22 protein-coding genes, 1 tRNA gene and 1 other RNA gene are annotated in these 20,673 nt (G+C 41.5%); 18 read left to right on the top strand and 6 right to left on the bottom strand.

Annotated features, from left to right (window positions below; genetic code table 11):
- The first annotated feature begins 42 nt into the window (after positions 1-42).
- Together pdxS and pdxT are read left to right on the top strand one after the other, a co-directional pair.
- The gene (pdxS, locus tag OCF96_RS02885) at positions 43-918 is read left to right on the top strand and encodes a pyridoxal 5'-phosphate synthase lyase subunit PdxS (RefSeq protein WP_000138517.1); all 876 of its coding nucleotides are present in this window, start codon (positions 43-45) and stop codon (positions 916-918) included.
- Entirely contained in the window at positions 919-1,500 is a 582-nt protein-coding gene (gene pdxT / locus OCF96_RS02880) for a pyridoxal 5'-phosphate synthase glutaminase subunit PdxT (protein WP_023948274.1), read from the top strand.
- A gap of 19 nt (positions 1,501-1,519) precedes the next feature.
- On the opposite strand, the gene trhA is transcribed toward pdxT, so the two are convergent.
- A complete protein-coding gene (trhA, locus tag OCF96_RS02875) occupies positions 1,520-2,167 on the bottom strand; it encodes a PAQR family membrane homeostasis protein TrhA (RefSeq protein ID WP_001098000.1) in 648 nt (215 codons plus the stop codon).
- On the bottom strand, positions 2,164-2,610 hold the full coding sequence (locus tag OCF96_RS02870) for a DUF1836 domain-containing protein (protein WP_261446109.1): 447 nt from the start codon (positions 2,608-2,610) through the stop codon (positions 2,164-2,166). Before OCF96_RS02870 ends, trhA begins: the two co-directional genes overlap by 4 nt.
- 134 nt (positions 2,611-2,744) lie before the next feature.
- On the opposite strand from OCF96_RS02870, the gene OCF96_RS02865 reads away from it, so the two are divergent.
- From OCF96_RS02865 to trxB, 7 genes are all read left to right on the top strand, one after another.
- Positions 2,745-3,239 (top strand): GNAT family N-acetyltransferase, encoded by a 495-nt coding sequence (locus tag OCF96_RS02865; protein WP_261446107.1) that lies wholly within the window; start codon positions 2,745-2,747, stop codon positions 3,237-3,239.
- A complete protein-coding gene (locus OCF96_RS02860; RefSeq protein ID WP_020901893.1) occupies positions 3,239-3,757 on the top strand; it encodes a methylated-DNA--[protein]-cysteine S-methyltransferase in 519 nt (172 codons plus the stop codon). Before OCF96_RS02865 ends, OCF96_RS02860 begins: the two co-directional genes overlap by 1 nt.
- Before the next feature lie 5 nt (positions 3,758-3,762).
- Positions 3,763-4,119: an arsenate reductase family protein gene (locus tag OCF96_RS02855; protein WP_020901892.1), complete on the top strand. Its 357-nt coding sequence runs from the start codon at positions 3,763-3,765 to the stop codon at positions 4,117-4,119.
- Between the two features lie 157 nt (positions 4,120-4,276).
- Positions 4,277-5,077 carry an amino acid ABC transporter permease gene (locus tag OCF96_RS02850; RefSeq protein ID WP_001103445.1) on the top strand — a complete coding sequence of 267 codons (801 nt, stop codon included), beginning with the start codon at positions 4,277-4,279 and terminating at the stop codon, positions 5,075-5,077.
- Positions 5,077-5,820, top strand: coding sequence for an amino acid ABC transporter ATP-binding protein (locus tag OCF96_RS02845; RefSeq protein ID WP_000590982.1), 744 nt, complete (start codon positions 5,077-5,079; stop codon positions 5,818-5,820). The genes OCF96_RS02850 and OCF96_RS02845 overlap by 1 nt, the downstream gene beginning before the upstream one ends.
- A gap of 77 nt (positions 5,821-5,897) precedes the next feature.
- Entirely contained in the window at positions 5,898-6,122 is a 225-nt protein-coding gene (locus OCF96_RS02840) for a DUF4059 family protein (protein WP_000926599.1), read from the top strand.
- A gap of 65 nt (positions 6,123-6,187) precedes the next feature.
- A complete protein-coding gene (gene trxB / locus OCF96_RS02835; RefSeq protein ID WP_000272299.1) occupies positions 6,188-7,099 on the top strand; it encodes a thioredoxin-disulfide reductase in 912 nt (303 codons plus the stop codon).
- A gap of 234 nt (positions 7,100-7,333) precedes the next feature.
- On the opposite strand, the gene rlmB is transcribed toward trxB, so the two are convergent.
- The gene (gene rlmB, locus OCF96_RS02830) at positions 7,334-8,062 is read right to left on the bottom strand and encodes a 23S rRNA (guanosine(2251)-2'-O)-methyltransferase RlmB (RefSeq protein ID WP_000855720.1); all 729 of its coding nucleotides are present in this window, start codon (positions 8,060-8,062) and stop codon (positions 7,334-7,336) included.
- Positions 8,063-8,106: 44 nt separating this feature from the next.
- Complete coding sequence (def, locus tag OCF96_RS02825) at positions 8,107-8,718, bottom strand: peptide deformylase (protein WP_001272956.1); 612 nt, start codon at positions 8,716-8,718, stop codon at positions 8,107-8,109.
- Positions 8,719-8,892: 174 nt separating this feature from the next.
- Here def and OCF96_RS02820 point away from each other — a divergent pair, with 174 nt between their 5' ends.
- The 5 genes from OCF96_RS02820 to OCF96_RS02800 all read left to right on the top strand — a co-directional run bounded on the left by OCF96_RS02820 (position 8,893) and on the right by OCF96_RS02800 (position 13,868).
- Entirely contained in the window at positions 8,893-10,218 is a 1,326-nt protein-coding gene (locus tag OCF96_RS02820) for a CapA family protein (protein WP_315898953.1), read from the top strand.
- 21 nt (positions 10,219-10,239) lie between these two features.
- Entirely contained in the window at positions 10,240-11,067 is an 828-nt protein-coding gene (locus OCF96_RS02815) for an HAD family hydrolase (RefSeq protein ID WP_049491466.1), read from the top strand.
- A 1-nt stretch (position 11,068) separates the two neighbouring features.
- A complete protein-coding gene (locus OCF96_RS02810) occupies positions 11,069-11,704 on the top strand; it encodes an SGNH/GDSL hydrolase family protein (protein ID WP_261446098.1) in 636 nt (211 codons plus the stop codon).
- Between the two features lie 61 nt (positions 11,705-11,765).
- Positions 11,766-12,113: a transfer-messenger RNA gene (gene ssrA / locus OCF96_RS02805) on the top strand.
- A gap of 420 nt (positions 12,114-12,533) precedes the next feature.
- Entirely contained in the window at positions 12,534-13,868 is a 1,335-nt protein-coding gene (locus tag OCF96_RS02800) for an Nramp family divalent metal transporter (protein ID WP_000094601.1), read from the top strand.
- Between the two features lie 78 nt (positions 13,869-13,946).
- Here OCF96_RS02800 and OCF96_RS02795 read toward each other — a convergent pair.
- Positions 13,947-14,034: transfer RNA gene (locus OCF96_RS02795), tRNA-Ser, on the bottom strand.
- Positions 14,035-14,195: 161 nt separating this feature from the next.
- Here OCF96_RS02795 and OCF96_RS02790 point away from each other — a divergent pair.
- From OCF96_RS02790 to OCF96_RS02775, 4 genes are all read left to right on the top strand, one after another.
- Positions 14,196-14,936, top strand: coding sequence for a DeoR/GlpR family DNA-binding transcription regulator (locus OCF96_RS02790; RefSeq protein ID WP_237446774.1), 741 nt, complete (start codon positions 14,196-14,198; stop codon positions 14,934-14,936).
- The gene (gene pfkB, locus OCF96_RS02785) at positions 14,933-15,844 is read left to right on the top strand and encodes a 1-phosphofructokinase (RefSeq protein WP_120718851.1); all 912 of its coding nucleotides are present in this window, start codon (positions 14,933-14,935) and stop codon (positions 15,842-15,844) included. Before OCF96_RS02790 ends, pfkB begins: the two co-directional genes overlap by 4 nt.
- Positions 15,841-17,793 carry a fructose-specific PTS transporter subunit EIIC gene (locus tag OCF96_RS02780; protein WP_261446090.1) on the top strand — a complete coding sequence of 651 codons (1,953 nt, stop codon included), beginning with the start codon at positions 15,841-15,843 and terminating at the stop codon, positions 17,791-17,793. Before pfkB ends, OCF96_RS02780 begins: the two co-directional genes overlap by 4 nt.
- An 88-nt stretch (positions 17,794-17,881) precedes the next feature.
- Positions 17,882-20,185, top strand: a complete 2,304-nt coding sequence (locus OCF96_RS02775) for a DNA translocase FtsK (protein ID WP_315898952.1) — start codon at positions 17,882-17,884, stop codon at positions 20,183-20,185.
- A gap of 43 nt (positions 20,186-20,228) precedes the next feature.
- Here the strand turns inward: OCF96_RS02775 and OCF96_RS02770 are convergent, their stop codons facing one another.
- Positions 20,229-20,657: a DUF6556 family protein gene (locus tag OCF96_RS02770; RefSeq protein ID WP_261446088.1), complete on the bottom strand. Its 429-nt coding sequence runs from the start codon at positions 20,655-20,657 to the stop codon at positions 20,229-20,231.
- Between the last annotated feature and the right edge of the window lie 16 nt (positions 20,658-20,673).

Here is a 20,673-nt window from a genome sequence, read left to right as displayed (position 1 = left end):
AATGAAATGGTAGCTACCAATACAAATGATGAGGATAAAGAAATGACTGAAAATCGTTATGAACTAAATAAAAACTTGGCGCAGATGCTCAAGGGTGGGGTTATCATGGACGTTCAGAACCCTGAACAAGCCCGTATTGCAGAGGCTGCTGGTGCGGCAGCTGTGATGGCCTTGGAACGAATTCCGGCTGATATCCGTGCGGCTGGTGGGGTTTCCCGTATGAGTGATCCAAAGATGATTAAGGAAATCCAAGAAGCGGTTAGCATTCCAGTAATGGCCAAGGTCAGAATCGGGCACTTTGTTGAAGCTCAGATTTTAGAGGCTATTGAAATTGACTATATCGATGAGAGTGAAGTTTTATCTCCAGCTGACGACCGTTTCCATGTGGATAAGAAAGAATTCCAAGTTCCTTTTGTCTGTGGAGCTAAGGATTTGGGCGAAGCCTTGCGTCGTATCGCTGAAGGTGCTTCTATGATTCGTACCAAAGGAGAACCGGGTACGGGGGATATCGTCCAAGCTGTTCGTCATATGCGTATGATGAATCAGGAAATTCGCCGTATTCAAAACCTACGTGAGGACGAACTTTATGTTGCTGCTAAGGACTTACAAGTCCCTGTAGAATTGGTTCAATACGTCCATGAGCATGGAAAATTGCCAGTTGTAAACTTTGCTGCTGGAGGTGTTGCAACACCAGCAGATGCCGCGCTGATGATGCAATTAGGGGCAGAAGGTGTATTTGTCGGTTCAGGTATTTTCAAGTCAGGAGATCCTGTTAAACGAGCGAGTGCCATTGTCAAAGCGGTAACCAATTTCCGAAATCCTCAGATCCTAGCTCAAATCTCTGAAGATCTAGGAGAAGCCATGGTGGGTATTAATGAAAATGAAATCCAAATTCTCATGGCTGAGCGAGGGAAATAGATGAAAATTGGAATATTGGCCTTGCAAGGTGCCTTTGCAGAACATGCAAAAGTGCTAGATCAATTAGGTGTCGAGAGTGTTGAAATCAGAAATCTAGATGATTTTCAGAAACATCAGAGTGATTTGTCGGGATTGATATTACCTGGTGGAGAATCTACAACCATGGGCAAGCTCTTACGTGAGCAGGACATGCTGATTCCCATTCGAGAAGCCATTCTATCTGGCTTACCAGTGTTTGGGACCTGTGCAGGTTTAATTTTGCTGGCTAAGGAAATTACTTCTCAGGAAGAGAGTCATCTAGGAACTATGGATATGGTAGTCGAGCGCAATGCCTATGGGCGCCAACTAGGAAGTTTCTATACGGAAGCAGAATGTAAGGGAGTTGGCAAGATTCCGATGACCTTTATTCGCGGGCCGATTATCAGTAGTGTTGGAGAAGATGTAGAAATTCTAGCAACAGTTGACAATCAAATCGTTGCAGCCCAAGAAAAAAATATGCTGGTAACTTCCTTTCATCCAGAATTGACTGATGATGTAAGCTTGCACCAGTACTTTATCAATATGTGTAAAGAAAAAAGTTGAGAAAAAATTCTCAACTTTTTTACATATAATAAACAATGGCAATGTATTGGAGGGCAGATGCTGCTAGGATAAAGAGATGCCAAATCATGTGGAAATAAGGTTTTTTCTTGGCGTAAAATCCAGCTCCAACTGTATAACAGAGTCCGCCAGTTACCATGAGACTCCAGAAAATTGGCGTTGTTTGACTGATAATGGCAGGAATGATAGCCAGAACCAACCAGCCCATAATCAGGTAAAGAGCAAGGCTAAATTTCTCATTGACTTTTTTAGCAAAGATTTTATAGAGAATACCAAAGATGGTCGTTCCCCACTGGATAGCAATAATCAGATAGCCAAACCAGTTATTCATCAAAGTCAGTACGACAGGTGTATAAGAGCCAGCAATAGCAACATAAATCATAGAATGGTCAATGATTCGCAAGACATATTTGTGGGTCGAACCATAGGCCATAGAGTGATAAATGGTGGATGATAGGAACATGAGAAAGAGACTAATAACGAAAATGGAAACGCCGATAGAGGATAAAAATCCGTGTGTCTCATAACTATAGGTTGATGAAATAGGCAGTAAGATGAGCATGATGACTGCACCTACGGCATGGGTCACACTATTAGCAATCTCTTCTCCGAAACTGAGTTGTTTGCTGAGTTTAAGACTAGTGTTCATTGGATTACCTCCTCTTGAGTATGATGGATTAAGGCTAGGGTTTGATGATAGAGTTTAACGGTTTGGCAGCTACTTTGGATAATGGGGTTAGCTGGGTCAATTCCTTGGTTCATGTAGTCCACAAAAGCATCGTAGAGTTGGTCTGAACTTGCTTGACTTTGTAGAGTATTAAGTGTCTGAGCTATTTCTTGAATAGAAAAGACAGACTTGAGGGTTGTGATAGCAATCAAACGGGCAATCTGTTGGCGTTGGTATTTTTTCTTATCAGGTTTTGTCAGGTAACCATGTTTCACATAATTATTGACCATGGATGCTGTCAGGCCCTTGTCTTTATCAGGAGAGATAGGGGAGCAGACCTGATTGACATAGAGCAAAACCTGGTCCAGATAGAGGTCAATATTTGGGATTTCTGCCCATTTTGGGTAGGAAAAGGTAGTTTTCATTTTCAACTCCTTTTTATCTAGTTTTAATAACTAGATTATAAAATAATAGAAATAGAAAGTCAAGTTTTAACTGCTTGTAGAAAGACTTAAATTATGCTATGATGGGAGAAACTAGTCAGAAATGAGGAGAAAAGATGGAGATTCGTTTAGCTTTTCCAAATGAAGTAGATGCCATCATGCAGGTGATGGAAGATGCTAAAAAATGTTTAGCAGATGTTGGTAGTGACCAGTGGCAAAATGGTTATCCAAATGCTGATATTATTACTGAGGATATTATCTCAGGTCAAGCCTACGTAGCCTTGGAAGAGGGAGAATTACTAGCTTATGCAGCCGTGACCAAGAGTCCAGAGGCAACCTATGAAGCCATTTATGAAGGAAAATGGCAATCTGGAGAGTCAGAGTACCTAGTCTTTCACCGTATTGCTGTGGCAGCAGATGTGCAGGGACAGGGCGTTGCTCAGACTTTCCTAGAAGGCTTGATTGAAGGATTTGATTACCTAGATTTTCGCTCAGATACGCATGTTGCAAACAAGGTCATGCAGCATATTTTTGAAAAACTTGGTTTTAAACAGGTTGGTAAAGTGCCTGTTGATGGCGAACGCTTGGCCTATCAAAAATTGAAGAAATAATGCAAAAGAAGTACGTAAAAATGCTCTACTTTTCGCCAATAGGAACCTTGTCTTTGGTTGCTGACGAGCAATATCTGTATGGCATTTGGGTGCAGGAGCAGAAGCATTTTGAGAGGGGACTAGGAGATGAGACGATAGAAGCAGTTGTTAGTCATCCCATTTTAGACCCAGTTATTACTTGCTTAGATGCTTACTTTAAAGGTAAGTCTCAGGATTTATCCAACTTGCCCTTGGCTCCAATCGGAACGGATTTTGAAAAGCGAGTTTGGTCCTATTTACAGAGAATTCCTTATGGTCAGACAGTGACCTATGGACAAATAGCCCAAGATCTGCAAGTGGCTTCTGCTCAAGCAATTGGCGGAGCGGTAGGACGCAATCCTTGGTCTATCCTAGTACCTTGTCATCGTGTGCTGGGAGCATGCAAGCGTCTGACAGGTTATGCTGCAGGAGTGGAAAAGAAAGCTTGGCTCTTGGAGCATGAAGACGCAGATTTTAAAGATATAAACAATAGAAAGTGAAACACATGTTAGAATTTATCGAATACCCAAAATGTTCAACTTGTAAAAAAGCAAAACAAGAATTAAACCAACTCGGTGTAGACTATAAAGCTGTTCACATCGTGGAAGAAACACCTGGTCAAGAAGTCATTTTAAACTGGCTAGAGACCTCAGGTTTCGAGTTGAAGCAATTTTTCAACACCAGTGGAATCAAATACCGTGAATTAGGACTGAAAGATAAGGTAGGAAGTCTGTCAAACCAAGAAGCAGCTGAGTTGCTAGCAAGCGACGGTATGTTGTTAAAACGGCCCATTTTAGTAGAAAATGGAACTGTTAAGCAAATCGGTTATCGAAAACCTTATGAAGAATTGGGATTGAAATAGTTTTTATCTATCTCTTTGATAGATAAAATATATAACCTCCCTGTTTCAAAGTATGATAAACTAGTAGGTAGACAAAGTCTGTATCTGACCGTAGCAAATAATTTCATTGACGGCAGAAGTATGGTAGAATGAATCATTATCAGGAGAGGATGTTTTTATGAATGTTACAACGATTTTAGCATCAGATTGGTACCAAAACTTGATGCAATTGATTCCGGATGGCAAGCTTTTTAGCTTGCGTTCGGTCTTTGATGGAATCCCGAGAATTGTCCAACAACTTCCAATAACGATTATGTTGACCATTGGTGGTGCTCTTTTTGGCTTGGTTTTGGCGCTTCTTTTTGCCATTGTGAAGATCAATCGTGTCAAAATTTTATACCCCTTGCAGGCCTTCTTTGTTAGCTTCTTAAAAGGGACACCGATTTTGGTGCAACTCATGTTGACCTACTACGGAATTCCTTTGGCTTTGAAAGCTCTCAATCAGCAATGGGGAACTGGTTTCAATATCAATGCGATTCCAGCCGCTGCTTTTGCAATTGTCGCCTTTGCCTTTAATGAAGCAGCTTATGCTAGTGAAACCATTCGTGCAGCCATTCTCTCAGTCAATCCTGGTGAGATTGAGGCGGCACGCAGTCTGGGGATGACCCGAGCACAAGTTTATCGTCGCGTGATTATTCCAAATGCAGCCGTTGTGGCGACTCCAACTTTAATCAATTCCCTAATCGGCTTGACCAAAGGGACTTCTCTAGCCTTCAGTGCGGGTGTTGTGGAAGTCTTTGCCCAAGCTCAGATTCTAGGCGGAGCTGATTACCGCTATTTTGAACGCTTTATTTCCGTTGCCCTTGTTTATTGGGTAGTCAATATCGGAATTGAAAGCCTCGGTCGTTTCATCGAGAGAAAAATGGCTATTTCTGCACCCGATACAGTGCAAACAGATGTGAAAGGAGACCTTCGTTAATGATTAAGATTTCGAATTTAAGCAAATCCTTTTCAGGACAGACTGTCTTGGATCATCTGAACTTGGATATTCAAAAAGGGGAAGTAGTAGCCTTGATTGGTTCTTCAGGAGCTGGAAAATCAACCTTCCTTCGTAGTCTCAATTATCTTGAAACACCTGACAGTGGATCAATTCAGATTGATGATTTCTCAGTTGATTTTTCTAAAATCACTCAGGAAGAAATCCTGGCCCTACGCCGCAAGCTGTCCATGGTTTTCCAACAGTTTAATTTGTTTGAACGACGTACAGCACTTGATAATGTGAAAGAAGGCTTAGTTGTTGTCAAGAAATTATCTGATCAAGAAGCGACTAAGATTGCCAAGGAAGAGTTGGCTAAGGTTGGGCTTTCTGACCGTGAAAACCATTACCCTCGACATTTATCAGGTGGACAAAAGCAACGGGTTGCCTTAGCGCGTGCCCTTGCCATGAAACCAGATGTATTGCTGTTAGACGAACCAACTTCAGCCCTTGACCCAGAATTGGTCGGAGAAGTAGAAAAATCTATCGCAGATGCTGCTAAGTCAGGTCAGACCATGATTTTGGTTAGTCATGACATGTCCTTTGTAGCTCAAGTTGCGGATAAGATTCTCTTCTTAGATAAGGGGAAAATCATTGAGTCTGGAACACCGGATGAGATTATCCACCATCCTAAAGAAGAGCGAACAAAAGAATTCTTCGCTAGTTACAAACGGACTTATATTTGATATAATAGATAAAGAAAAACTCAGTTAGCTGGACTAGCTGAGTTTACTCTTTAAAAAAGATAGAAATGAGAGAAATCATGCTACTGCAACTATTTTCTTTATATTTCGAGAGTTTGATCTTGACCACCATCCTCGTCCTGATTTTTTTAGGGATTTGGATTGGACTGAGAGCCATGTCGGGAGTTGATAAGACAGCCAAGGCTCGCCAAGCCCATCTCTATGATATGATTATGATTGGTGTTTTGGTTGTTCCAGTATTATCCTTTGCGGTTATGAGTTTAATTCTTGTTTTCAAGGCATAATCCTTGCGTGATTGACAAGAAAGAGTTAGAATAAAGATAGTTACAACAAGAAAGAAGGAAACTATATGTACGATACTATTATTATCGGTGCTGGACCTGCAGGTATGACTGCAGCCTTGTATGCTGCTCGAAGCAATCTGAAAGTAGCCTTGATTGAAGGTGGTCTGCCAGGTGGTCAGATGAATAATACATCTGATATTGAAAATTACCCTGGATACGCTAATATTAGTGGGCCAGAATTGGCAGAAAAGATGTTTGAACCGCTTGAAAATCTTGGTGTTGAGCACATTTATGGTTATGTTGAAAATGTCGAAGACCATGGTGATTTTAAGAAAGTGATGACTGATGACCAAACATATGAAACTCGTACCGTTATCGTAGCGACTGGCTCTAAACACCGTCCTTTGGGAGTACCTGGAGAAGAAGAACTGAACAGTCGTGGTGTTTCTTACTGTGCCGTGTGTGATGGTGCTTTCTTCCGTGACCAAGATTTGTTGGTAGTTGGTGGCGGAGATTCAGCTGTCGAAGAAGCCCTCTTCTTGACTCGTTTTGCTAAGACTGTTACCATTGTTCACCGTCGTGACCAACTTCGTGCCCAAAAGGTTTTACAAGACCGCGCCTTTGCGAATGAGAAAATCAGCTTTATCTGGGATTCTGTAGTGAAGGAAATCAAGGGTGAAAACAGAGTAGAATCTGTCGTTTTTGAAAATGTGAAAACAGGTCAAGTGACAGAACAAGCCTTCGGTGGTGTCTTTATCTATGTTGGATTGGATCCTCTTAGCGATTTTGTTAAAGAATTGAATATCCAAGATCAGGCAGGTTGGATTGTGACAGATAACCACATGAAAACTGCAGTTGACGGTATCTTTGCAGTTGGAGATGTTCGCCAGAAAGACCTTCGTCAAGTGACAACAGCAGTTGGAGATGGAGCTATCGCTGGTCAAGAAGCTTATAAATTTATCACAGAACATAGTTAATACACTTCTAAAATCTCTTCAAACCACGTTAGCTTCGCTTTACCGTAGGTATGGGTACTGACTTCGTCAGTTCTATCCACAACTTCAAAACAGTGTTTTGAGCTGACTTCGTCAGTCTTATCTACAACCTCAAAGCAGTGCTTTGAGCTGTCTACAGCTAGCTTCCTAGTTTGCTCTTTGATTTTCATTGAGTATAATCATAAAAAGTTTCCAATCAGATGTCTGGAAACTTTTTTATAGTCTATTTCGAAAAACTTCGTACATGAGGATGGCTGCAGCAACACTGGCATTGAGACTTTGAACATGTCCATTCATAGGAATGGTAATCATCTCATCAACTTGTTTTTTGATGTTGCTAGAGATGCCTTTTCCTTCATTTCCGATGATGAGGGCGATTTTCCCTTTTGTATTCCACTTGTGGCAAGGAGTCCCATTCATATCTGTTCCAAAGGTCCAGAAGCCTTCATCCTTGAGTTTGTCTAGAGTTTGGCTTAGATTGGTTACTCGGGCAATTGGAACATGCTCAATAGCACCTGTGGCTGTTTTAGCAACGACAGGAGTAACTCCGACAGCACGGTGCTTGGGAATGATGACTCCTGAAACATTGGTCGCATCAGCGGTTCTTAAGATGGAGCCTAAGTTGTGAGGATCAGTTAACCCGTCCAGAATCAATAGCAAAGGATTTTCTTCTTGGCGTGTTTTGGCAAGGATTTGGTCCAGCTCACTATAGGCAAATTCGGACACTCGTAGAACAAAACCTTGGTGGACAGCACCTTCAGTCATCTCAGAGAGGGATTTTTTTGAGGTCCAAGAAATGGATACCTTTTTTTCTGTAGCTAGTTCCTTGACTTTTTCAACATTCTTACCTCGTAGGTCTTCTTGGAGGTAGAGTTTGTTTCCAGTATTTGCAAGGAGGGCTTCGGTAACGGCGTGGATGCCATAGACAATATCATTTGTTTTCATGCCTCTATTATAACACAAAACCCCGTCTTGCAACGGGATTTTCTTTATTCTAGAATTAGTAAACCATCTTTAACTGCAAATGGGTCTTTTTCATTGATACGATCGTAAAACATGATACCGTTAATGTGGTCAATTTCATGCTGAACAACGATGGAGTTGTAGCCTTTGAGCTTGATACGGTGTTTTTCTCCATCCTTGTCAAAGTAGTCAACCGTAACGCGAGCATGGCGGACTACATAGCCAGGTACGTTGCGATCAACAGACAGACAACCTTCTCCTTCACCAAGAGCAGCGTCTTGAACTGAGTGAGAGACGATTTTTGGATTGTACATAATAGCTTGCAAGTCGTAAGCTTCCTGTGGGGTTTCGCCTTCTTCGACAATGTTTGGCACCAAAACAGCGATAATACGTTTTGAGATATCTAATTGAGGAGCAGCAAGTCCAACCCCACCTCGGAGCCCCATTTTCTCAGCCATGACAGGATCTTGGGAATGTTTCAGGAATTGCATCATCTTTTCGCCAAGAATGATTTCCTGGTCAGACAAGGGGAAAGTAACTTCCTCAGCAACCGCGCGTAGAGTTGGGTTTCCCTCGCGGATAATATCGTTCATATCAATTAAATGAGCAGCTTTTGTAATACGTTCTATTGCAGACATTTTCTCTCCTTTCATTACCTCTACATGATATCACAAAATGACAAGGATTGAAAGCATTACGGCATTGAGCTTTTATAGAAAATGCCTAGTAGGTTCGATTCAATTGTGAAAGAATTACTTATCTGTGATATAATAAAAAGAAAAGGCTTGCATTAGAAAGTAGGGAGAATGAAGATGCAAAGAAGACAAGATCGAAATCAGCGTGGTTCAGCTTTTCGTTTTATGAGGGGTTTGGTAAACTTTTTTAGGAGTTATCGCAAGTGGAGTAATAAAGGATTTGTGGCCATACTCTTGCTAGCAGTTGCTTTATCAATGGGCTTGGTCTTGTTGTTTGAAAGCTTCCAAGGAATCCCTTTAACCAGTCAAAAAAAGGATGCCATTTCTCAAGAAGCAAATAAGACGAACCAAAATGCTAAAGATCAGGACGAGGAGAAAACTGCTAGAATTATGGCCAACGGGGACCTCCTCTATCACATTCCCATCTATCGTTCTGCTTTAAAAGAAGATGGGACCTATGATTTCCATGAAAATTTTGAATATGTAAAACCATGGCTCAAACAAGCAGACTTGATTTTAGGTGATTTTGAAGGTACTGTGAATAAGGACCACTATTTGGCTGGTTATCCGCTATTTAATGCACCTGGTGAAGTCATGGATGCCATCAAGGATGCCGGTTATCAAGTATTAGACTTGGCGCATAACCATATCCTAGATTCACAAATAGAAGGTGTGGTTTCAACAGCAGATGCTATTGAGAAGGCAGGAATGACACCTATTGGAGTGTATACGCATGAGTCGCGTGATCAAGCTCCTCTAGTAATTAAGGAAGTGAACGGCATCAAGGTTGCACTTTTGGCCTATTCTTATGGATTTAATGGAATTGAGCAAAGTATTTCCCAAGAAGACTATAACCGCTATCTTTCGGACCTAAATGAAGACAAGATGAAGGCTGAAATTGAACGAGCAGAAAAGGAAGCGGATATCACAATTATCATGCCTCAGATGGGTGTTGAGTATCGCTTGGAACCAACTGAGGAACAAAAGGTTCTTTATCAAAAGATGATCGATTGGGGAGCGGATATTATCTTTGGAGGGCATCCTCACGTTGTAGAACCATCTGAAACGGTTGAAAAAGATGGAGACAAGAAACTCATTATCTATTCAATGGGGAACTTTATTTCTAATCAACGAATTGAAACCATGCAAGATGAAGAGAATGCTAAGTGGACAGAGCGTGGTGTTCTTATGGATGTGACCATTAAGAAAAAGGATGGCAAGACGACAATCGAAACTGCTAAAGCGCATCCTTCTTGGGTAAATCGTACACCGAAAGGAACCTATTCTCCAGAAGGTTATCCACTATTCCTATACCAAACTTATATCTTAGAAGATTTTATTGAGGGTGGTAGTCATCGTGACCAGTTGGATGAAGCGACTAAGGAACGAATTGATACAGCTTATAAAGAAATGAACGAACATGTAGGATTGAAGTGGGATTAGCTTGAATTCAGAGGGAATTAAATGACGATTAAGGTAATTGCAACAGATATGGATGGGACCTTGCTGGATGCTAGAGGCCAGCTTGATCTCCCACGTTTGGAAAAGATTTTAGATCAGTTGGATCAAAGGGGTATTCGTTTTGTCATTGCGACTGGGAATGAAATTCACCGCATGAGGCAACTACTGGAGCACTTGGTCGATCGGGTGGTTCTGGTTGTTGCAAACGGTGCTCGTATTTTTGAAAACAATGAACTGATTCAGGCTCAGACTTGGGATGATGCCATTGTCGATAAGGCTTTGGCTCATTTTAAGGGTCGAGCGTGTCAGGATCAGTTTGTTGTAACGTCTATGAAGGGTGGTTTCGTCAAAGAAGGTACGATTTTTACAGACCTTGAAAGTTTTATGACTCCAGAAATGATTGAAAAATTCTACCAACGGATGCAATTTGTGGACGAATTAACCTCTGACCTCTTTGGTGGTGTGCTCAAGATGAGTATGGTTGTTGGTGAGGAACGTTTGAGTTCGGTCTTGGAAGAAATCAATGACCTCTTTGATGGCCGTGTTCGTGCTGTATCGAGTGGCTATGGTTGCATTGATATCCTTCAAGCTGGAATTCATAAAGCATGGGGCTTGGAAGAATTACTCAAGCGCTGGGACTTGACCTCCCAACAAATCATGGCTTTTGGTGACAGTGAAAATGATGTTGAAATGCTTGAAATGGCTGGAATTGCCTATGCGATGGAAAATGCTGATGATAAAGCCAAAGCTGTGGCGACTGCTCTAGCGCCAGCCAATAGCCAAGGAGGAGTTTATCAAGTCTTGGAGAACTGGTTAGAAAAAGGAGAATGAAGTGGCAGTACAGTTATTAGAAAATTGGCTCCTAAAGGAACAAGAAAAAATCCAAACCAAGTATCGTCACTTAAATCAGGTTTCTGTTGTAGAGCCAGACATTCTTTTTATTGGGGATTCCATTGTCGAATATTATCCTCTGCAGGAACTATTTGGGACTGCAAAGACGATTGTCAATCGAGGCATTCGAGGTTATCAGACAGGGCTGTTATTAGAGAATCTGGATGCGCATCTGTACGGTGGGGCGGTAGATAAAATTGTCCTTTTAATTGGGACGAACGATATCGGAAAAGATGTGCCTGTGAATGAGGCTCTCAATAATCTCGAATCTATCATACAATCCATTGCTCGCGATTATCCACTGACAGAGATAAAATTGCTTTCCATTTTGCCAGTCAATGAGGGCGAGGAGTACAAGCAGACAGTCTATATCCGCACGAATGAAAAAATTCAGAAATGGAATCAAGCCTATAAAGAACTTTCCTCTGCCTATATGCAGGTAGAATTTGCGCCAGTTTTTGATAGTTTGACAGACCAGGCAGGCCAACTCAAAAAAGATTATACAACTGATGGGTTGCACCTTAGTGTTGCTGGTTATCAGGTTTTGACAAAATCTTTGAAAGACTATCTTTTGTAGTTAATTGCTTTCCTTTTTGCATTTTTGACTTAGATAAGGTATAATGGTTTTATTGTCTTTTGGGGTCGTTACGGATTCGACAGGCATTATGAGGCATATTTTGCGACTCGTGTGGCGACGTAAACGCTCAGTTAAATATAACTGCAAAAAATAACACTTCTTACGCTCTAGCTGCCTAAAAACCAGCAGGCGTGACCCGATTTGGATTGCTCGTGTTCAATGACAGGTCTTATTATTAGCGAGATACGATCAAGCCTTGTCTAGCGGCTTGATAAGAGATTGATAGACTCGCGGTTTCTAGGCTTGAGTTATGTGTCGAGGGACTGTTAAACGAATACATAACCTATGGTTGTAGACAAATATGTTAGCAGATGTTTGGACGTGGGTTCGACTCCCACCGGCTCCATTGATAATTTACATTGTTTTGTAAATCTTTCTAAAACGTTGTTTTTACAACGTTTTTTATTTTATTCTTTGGTATTCTTTTGCAAAAAAAGAATACAACATTTTGTTGTATCCTAAATATTAAATCAAGTCCTGAATTTTCTTAAGTTTTTATCATATTTTCTGTTATAATTAAGGTGCCTTAAGAAAAATAATGAAAAAACTAAATGTTTTTCATATAGTTTTCATTTTTTGTGTTATAATTAAGGTGCCTTAAGAAAAATATTAAGGTGCCTTAAGAAAAATATTAAGGTGCCTTAAGAAAAATAATGAAAAAACTAAATGTTTTTCATATAGTTTTCATTGTTTTAATAGTTTAAAGTCAATCTTATTTTTCTCTAATAGAAAATAATGAAAAAGTAGGTTTAGAAAGAGGTAAGTATCTATGTCTTCTCATAAAAAAGTGTCACTCTCTGAGATTAATCAATCTATCGATACTCCAAATAACAATCATTTCTGGCAAAATTTAAATGCCTTTTTAGGTCCGGGTGCTCTTGTCGCAGTTGGTTATATGGATCCAGGAAACTGGATTACCAGTGTAGTCGGTGGTGCTTCCTATAAGTATAGTCTCTTGTTTGTTATCTTGATTTCATCTCTCATTGCCATGCAACTTCAGCAGATGGCAGGAAAGCTTGGTATTGTAACCCAGATGGACCTGGCTCAAGCAACGGCTCATCATTCACCTAAATGGCTTCGTTATAGTCTATGGGTGATTTTAGAATTAGCCTTGATGGCGACAGATCTGGCAGAAGTTCTAGGTTCAGCGATTGCTCTCAATCTTCTCTTTAAGATTCCGATTATGATAGCAATTCTCTTGACCGTGTTGGATGTTTTTCTCTTATTGCTTCTGATGAAATTTGGCTTTAAGAAGATTGAAGCTATTGTGACAACACTGATTTTAACCATTCTAGCAATTTTTACCTATCTGGTAGCTTTGTCACATCCAAGCTTCCAAGGAATCGTTGAGGGTTATCTACCGAATGCAACCTTATTTGAAAGTCCCTTGCCAGGGCATGAAAGTCAATTAACCTTGGCACTAGGGATCGTGGGAGCAACGGTTATGCCCCATAACCTCTATTTGCATTCTTCCTTGTCTCAAACTCGGAAAATCAATCACAAGGACAAGAATGATGTTCGAAAAGCCGTGCGCTTTATGACCTGGGATTCAAATCTCCAATTATCCTTGGCCTTTGTGGTTAACTCCCTTCTATTAATTCTCGGGGCGGCTCTCTTTTTCGGCCATGCATCTGAGATTTCTGCCTTCTCTCAAATGTATAATGCCTTGCAGGATTCTACTATTGCAGGAGCTATAGCTAGCTCGACCTTATCAACCTTGTTTGCCTTGGCTTTATTAGCCAGTGGTCAAAATTCGACAATTACGGGTACCTTGACTGGACAAATCGTTATGGAAGGTTTCTTGCATATGAGATTACCTCAATGGTTCATTCGTTTGGCAACTCGTCTCTTTGCCTTGTTGCCTGTCATGATTGTAGCGGTTCTGTTTGGTCATCAGGAAAAAACATTGGATCAGTTATTGGTTTATTCACAAGTCTTTCTTTCGATTGCTCTTCCATTTTCAATCTTCCCACTGATTTATCTAACTTCTAAGAAATCACTGATGGGAGAATTTACCAATGCCAAATGGAATACCATCCTTGGCTATATCGTTTCCATTATCTTAACAATTCTCAATGTGAAATTGTTATTTGATATTTTCTAAGAAATTCACCCGAGTTATAAAACAAGCATATAAGAAAAAAGATACCCAAGATTTCTTGGGTATCTTTTTTAAAATAAACGGAAGACATGGGATTCGAACCCACGCACGCTGTTACACGCCTACCGCGTTTCCAACACGGCCTCTTAAGCCTCTTGAGTAATCTTCCAATACTTACTCAAATAGTCTACCATAAAGGCTCTTATCTTGCAATAAAAATTTTGGAAATAAGAAAAATGATAGATTTTGAAAGAAAATGACAAAAAGCGCTTGACTTTGAAAGAAAGTGTGATAGAATGAATAGTGTAAACGATAACAGGAGGTGATTCAGTGTTAAAAACAGAGCGGAAGCAACTGATTTTAGAGGAGTTAAATCAACATCATGTAGTTTCTCTAGAAAAATTAGTTAGTTTGTTAGAAACGTCAGAATCAACGGTTCGAAGAGATTTGGATGAGTTGGAAGCGGAAAACAAGCTTCGTCGCGTACATGGTGGAGCAGAATTGCCCCATTCCTTGCAAGAAGAAGAAACCCTTCAAGAAAAATCTGTCAAAAACCTTCAAGAGAAGAAGTTGTTAGCTCAGAAGGCGGCCTCTCTCATCAAGGAACAAGATGTCATCTTTATCGATGCTGGAACAACAACTGCCTTTTTGATTCATGAATTGGGCAATAAGAATGTTACAGTCGTGACCAACTCGATTCACCATGCCGCACAGTTGGTTGAAAAGCAGATTCCAACTGTCATGGTTGGAGGAAGTGTCAAGATGGCGACAGATGCTAGCATAGGGGGCGTTGCTCTTAACCAGATTAACCAATTGCACTTTGACCGTGCCTTTATCGGAATGAATGGTGTGGACGATGGCTATTATACGACTCCTGATATGGAGGAGGGAGCTGTTAAGCGTGCTATTTTAGAGAATGCCAAACAGACCTATGTCTTGGTGGATTCGTCAAAAATTGGACAAACTTGCTTTGCCAAAGTAGCACCACTCAAACGAGCTATTGTTATCACAAGTCAAGGGCATGAGCTCTTGCAGGCTATTAAGGAGAAAACGGAGGTAATAGAAGTATGATTTATACAGTCACACTCAATCCATCTATTGATTATATCGTTCGTTTGGACCAAGTCCAAGTCGGTAGTGTCAATCGTATGGACAGTGATGATAAGTTTGCTGGAGGGAAAGGAATCAATGTCAGTCGTGTTTTGAAACGTTTGGATATACCCAATACTGCGACGGGATTTATCGGAGGCTTTACTGGTAAATTTATCACAGATACTTTAGCAGAGGAAGAAATCGAGACACGTTTTGTCCAAGTATCAGAAGATACTCGTATCAATGTTAAAATCAAAGCAGACCAAGAGACAGAAATCAATGGGACTGGTCCAACTGTTGAGCCGGATCAGCTAGAAGAATTGAAAGCTATTTTATTTAGTCTGACAGCAGAAGATATAGTTGTCTTTGCAGGTTCAAGTACTAAAAATCTAGGCAATGCCATCTACAAGGATCTAATTGCCTTGACACGCCAGACTGGTGCGCAAGTCGTTTGTGACTTTGAAGGACAGACCTTGATTGATAGTTTGGACTATCAACCACTTTTGGTCAAACCAAATAATCACGAGCTTGGAGCTATCTTTGGAGTGAAACTCGAAAGTTTGGATCAAATCGAGAAATACGCTCGTGAGTTATTGGCTAAAGGTGCTCAAAACGTCATTATCTCTATGGCTGGTGATGGTGCCCTTCTTGTCACATCTGAGGGAGCATACTTTGCTCAACCAATCAAAGGGACAGTCAAAAATTCAGTTGGTGCTGGTGATTCTATGGTTGCCGGATTCACAGGTGAATTTGTCAAATCAAAAGACGCAGTAGAAGCCTTCAAATGGGGAGTTGCTTGTGGAACAGCAACTACCTTCTCAGATGATTTGGCAACGGCAGAATTTATTAAAGAAACATATGAAAAAGTTGAGGTAGAAAAAAGATGAAAATTCAAGACCTATTGAGAAAAGATGTTATGTTGCTGGATTTGCAGGAGACTGAAAAAACAGCTGTCATCGACGAGATGATTAAAAGTTTGACAGACCACGGTTATGTGACAGATTTTGAAACCTTTAAAGAAGGAATCTTGGCGCGTGAAGCTTTGACTTCTACAGGCTTGGGTGACGGAATCGCTATGCCTCACAGCAAAAACGCTGCTGTCAAAGAGGCGACTGTTCTCTTTGCTAAGTCAAACAAGGGTGTTGACTACGAGAGCTTGGATGGGCAACCAACAGACCTCTTCTTCATGATTGCGGCTCCAGAAGGTGCCAATGATACTCACTTGGCAGCCTTGGCAGAATTGTCCCAATACTTGATGAAAGACGGTTTTGCTGATAAACTTCGTCAAGCAATATCAGCTGACCAAGTTATCGAACTTTTTAACCAAGCTTCAGAAAAAACTGAAGAGCCTGTTCAAGTACCTGCTAATAACTCGGGTGACTTTATCGTAGCTGTTACAGCTTGTACGACAGGTATTGCCCACACTTACATGGCCCAAGAAGCCCTTCAAAAAGTGGCTGCTGAAATGGGTGTTGGGATCAAGGTTGAAACCAACGGTGCTAGCGGCGTTGGAAACCAACTAACTGCTGAAGACATCCGCAAGGCTAAAGCTGTTATCATCGCAGCAGACAAGGCTGTTGAGCTGGATCGTTTTGATGGCAAACCTTTGATCAATCGTCCAGTGGCTGACGGTATCCGTAAAACGGAAGAATTGATTAACTTGGCTCTATCAGGAGATGCTGAAGTCTACCGTGCTTCTAATGGAGCCAAAGCTGCAACAGCCTCTAACGAAAAACAAAGCCTTGGTGGTGCCTTCTACAAACATTTGATGAGTGGTGTATCGCAAATGTTGCCATTCGTTATTGGTGGTGGTATCATGATTGCCCTTGCCTTCTTGATTGACGGTGCTTTGGGTGTTCCAAATGAAAACCTTGGCAATCTTGGTTCTTACCATGAGTTAGCTTCTATGTTCATGAAAATTGGTGGTGCAGCCTTTGGCTTGATGCTCCCAGTCTTTGCAGGTTATGTTGCCTACTCTATCGCTGAAAAACCAGGTTTGGTAGCAGGTTTCGTGGCTGGTGCTATTGCCAAAGAAGGTTTTGCCTTTGGTAAAATTCCTTATGCCGCAGGTGGTGAAGCAACTTCAACTCTTGCAGGTGTCTCATCTGGTTTCCTAGGTGCCCTTGTGGGTGGATTTATCGCAGGTGCTTTGGTGCTTGCTATCAAGAAATACGTTAAAGTTCCTCGTTCACTTGAAGGTGCTAAATCAATCCTTCTCTTACCACTTCTTGGAACAATCTTGACTGGATTTGTTATGCTAGCTGTTAACATCCCAATGGCTGCAATCAACACTGCTATGAATGACTTCCTAGGCGGTCTTGGAGGAGGTTCAGCTGTCCTTCTTGGTATCGTCCTTGGTGGAATGATGGCTGTTGACATGGGTGGACCAGTCAACAAAGCAGCCTATGTCTTTGGTACAGGTACGCTTGCAGCAACTGTTTCTTCAGGTGGTTCTGTGGCTATGGCAGCAGTTATGGCTGGAGGAATGGTACCACCACTTGCAATCTTTGTCGCAACTCTTCTTTTCAAAGATAAATTTACTAAGGAAGAACGTAACTCTGGTTTGACAAACATCATCATGGGCTTGTCATTTATCACTGAGGGAGCGATTCCATTTGGTGCCGCTGACCCAGCTCGTGCTATCCCAAGTTTCATCCTTGGTTCAGCAGTAGCAGGTGGCCTCGTTGGTCTTACTGGTATCAAACTCATGGCGCCACACGGAGGAATCTTCGTTATTGCCCTTACTTCAAATGCTCTTCTTTACCTCGTTTCTGTTTTGGTAGGAGCAATCGTAAGTGGTGTAGTCTATGGTTACCTACGCAAACCACAAGCATAAAACTTAGATATAAAATGAAAAGATTGGACCGTTTGGTGCAGTCTTTTTCTCTTTCCGAAATGCCTGTGAAATATGGTATAATAGAAGAATGGCAAACAAGAATACAAGTAAAACAAGACGGAGACCGTCTAAAGCAGAACTCGAAAGAAAAGAAGCGATTCAACGAATGTTGATTTCGTTGGGAATCGCGATTTTATTGATTTTCGCAGCCTTCAAATTAGGGGCTGCAGGTATCACCCTTTACAATCTAATTCGCTTGCTGGTAGGTAGCCTAGCTTATCTGGCAATATTTGGCATCCTGCTCTATCTCTTCTTCTTCAAGTGGATACGAAAACAGGAAGGACTCTTATCAGGTTTTTTCACCATATTTGCTGGCTTACTCTTGATTTTTGAGGCCTACTTAGTTTGGAAATATGGTTTGGATAAGTCGGTCTTAAAAGGAACCATGGCTCAGGTTGTGACGGATTTAACTGGTTTTCGAACGACCAGTTTTGCTGGTGGAGGCTTGATTGGTGTTGGACTCTATGTGCCAACAGCCTTTCTCTTCTCAAATATCGGCACTTACTTTATTGGAGCTATCTTGATTTTAGCTGGAGCCCTCATAGTCAGTCCTTGGTCTGTTTACGATATTGCTGAATTTTTCAGTAGAGGATTTGCCAAATGGAGGGAAGGACATGAGCGTCGAAAAGAGGAACGCTTTGTCAAACAAGAAGAAAAAGCTCGTCAAAAAGCTGAGGAAGAAGCTAGATTAGAAAAAGAAGCGGCTGAGAAAGCCTTGCTCGATTTGCCTCCTGTTGATATGGAAACGGGTGAAATTCTGACAGAAGATGTTGTGCTTGACGTTCCACCTGTTCCGGAAGAAGAGTGGGTGGAACCAGAAATCATCTTGCCTCAAGCTGAACTTGAATTCCCTGAGCAGGAAGATAGCTCTGATGACGAAGATGTTCAGGTCGATTTTTCAGCTAAGGAGGCTCTTGAATACAAACTTCCAAGCTTACAACTCTTTGCCCCAGATAAACCAAAAGACCAGTCGAAAGAGAAGAAAATCGTTCGTGAAAACATCAAAATCCTAGAAGAAACTTTTGCTAGTTTTGGTATTAAGGTAACGGTTGAACGGGCTGAAATTGGGCCGTCAGTGACCAAGTATGAAGTCAAGCCAGCAGTCGGTGTACGGGTTAACCGCATTTCCAATCTAGCAGATGACCTCGCTCTAGCCTTGGCAGCCAAGGATGTCCGGATTGAGGCTCCAATACCTGGTAAATCCTTAGTCGGGATTGAGGTTCCTAACTCTGAGATTGCGACGGTATCCTTCCGCGAACTATGGGAACAATCTCAAACGAAAGCAGAAAATCTCTTAGAAATTCCTCTAGGAAAGGCAGTTAATGGCACCGCAAGAGCTTTTGACCTTTCCAAGATGCCCCACTTGCTAGTTGCAGGTTCAACGGGTTCAGGGAAGTCAGTAGCTGTTAACGGCATTATCGCTAGCATCCTCATGAAGGCGAGACCTGACCAAGTTAAATTTATGATGGTCGATCCTAAGATGGTTGAGTTGTCTGTTTACAATGACATTCCCCACCTCTTGATTCCAGTTGTGACCAATCCACGCAAAGCCAGTAAGGCTCTGCAAAAGGTTGTGGATGAAATGGAAAATCGTTATGAACTCTTTGCCAAGGTAGGAGTTCGGAATATTGCAGGCTTTAATGCCAAGGTAGAAGAGTTCAATGCCCAGTCTGAGTACAAGCAAATTCCGCTACCGCTTATTGTCGTGATTGTGGATGAGTTGGCTGACCTTATGATGGTGGCCAGCAAGGAAGTGGAAGATGCCATCATTCGTCTTGGGCAGAAGGCGCGGGCTGCAGGTATCCACATGATTCTTGCAACCCAGCGTCCATCGGTTGATGTCATTTCTGGTCTGATCAAGGCCAATGTCCCATCTCGAGTGGCTTTTGCGGTTTCATCAGGGACAGACTCCCGTACTATCTTGGATGAAAATGGAGCTGAGAAACTACTTGGCCGAGGGGACATGCTCTTTAAACCGATTGATGAAAATCATCCAGTTCGTCTCCAAGGATCCTTTATCTCGGATGATGATGTTGAACGCATCGTAAACTTTATCAAGGCTCAGGCAGATGCGGACTACGATGAGAGTTTTGATCCAGGTGAGGTTTCTGAAAATGAAGGAGAATTTTCAGATGGTGAATCTGGTGGTGACCCGCTCTTTGAAGAAGCCAAGGCTTTGGTCATTGAGACTCAGAAAGCCAGCGCATCCATGATTCAGCGTCGTTTGTCAGTTGGATTTAATCGTGCGACCCGTCTCATGGAAGAACTTGAAATGGCAGGTGTCATCGGTCCAGCTGAGGGAACCAAACCACGAAAAGTATTGCAACAATAAAAAATAGCTTCTTTCCAAGTTTGGAAGGAGGCTATTTTAGTGATTATTGATTAGTTTTATTTTCCGAAGTTGGACTATTGGACTGTTTTTCATTTTCAGTAGCAGGTTTACTTGAAGCAGGTGTAGTAGAGTCCTGAGTTGCTGTTTTCTGCTCTTCTTTTTTCTCTTCTTTGACGCTGGATTTTGGTGTTTCCTCTTGTTGTGTTTTTTCTTGAGAAGTGTTATTTTCCTTATTAGGACTAGTGTGTTCCTGAGGGGATTCCTTTTGAATTTCTTTGACAATTGTTGTGGTCTGGGTTGTCGTAGGTTCTTTTTTAGTATTTTTGTTATTATCCAAGGCGTTCATGATAGTGATACTTGCGGTAATTAAGCCAAGGATACTACCGATAGTAGCAACGGTTTTTTGAAAGACCGTAAAGCCTTTTTTGATGTGTTCTGTTTTTGGTTTTGAAGTTCTACGATAATTAGACATGCATTCTCTCCTTTAA

This window comes from Streptococcus mitis, assembly GCF_946190065.1.
GTDB lineage: Bacteria > Bacillota > Bacilli > Lactobacillales > Streptococcaceae > Streptococcus > Streptococcus mitis_DE.
This window is presented reverse-complemented; position numbering and strand designations above follow the sequence as displayed.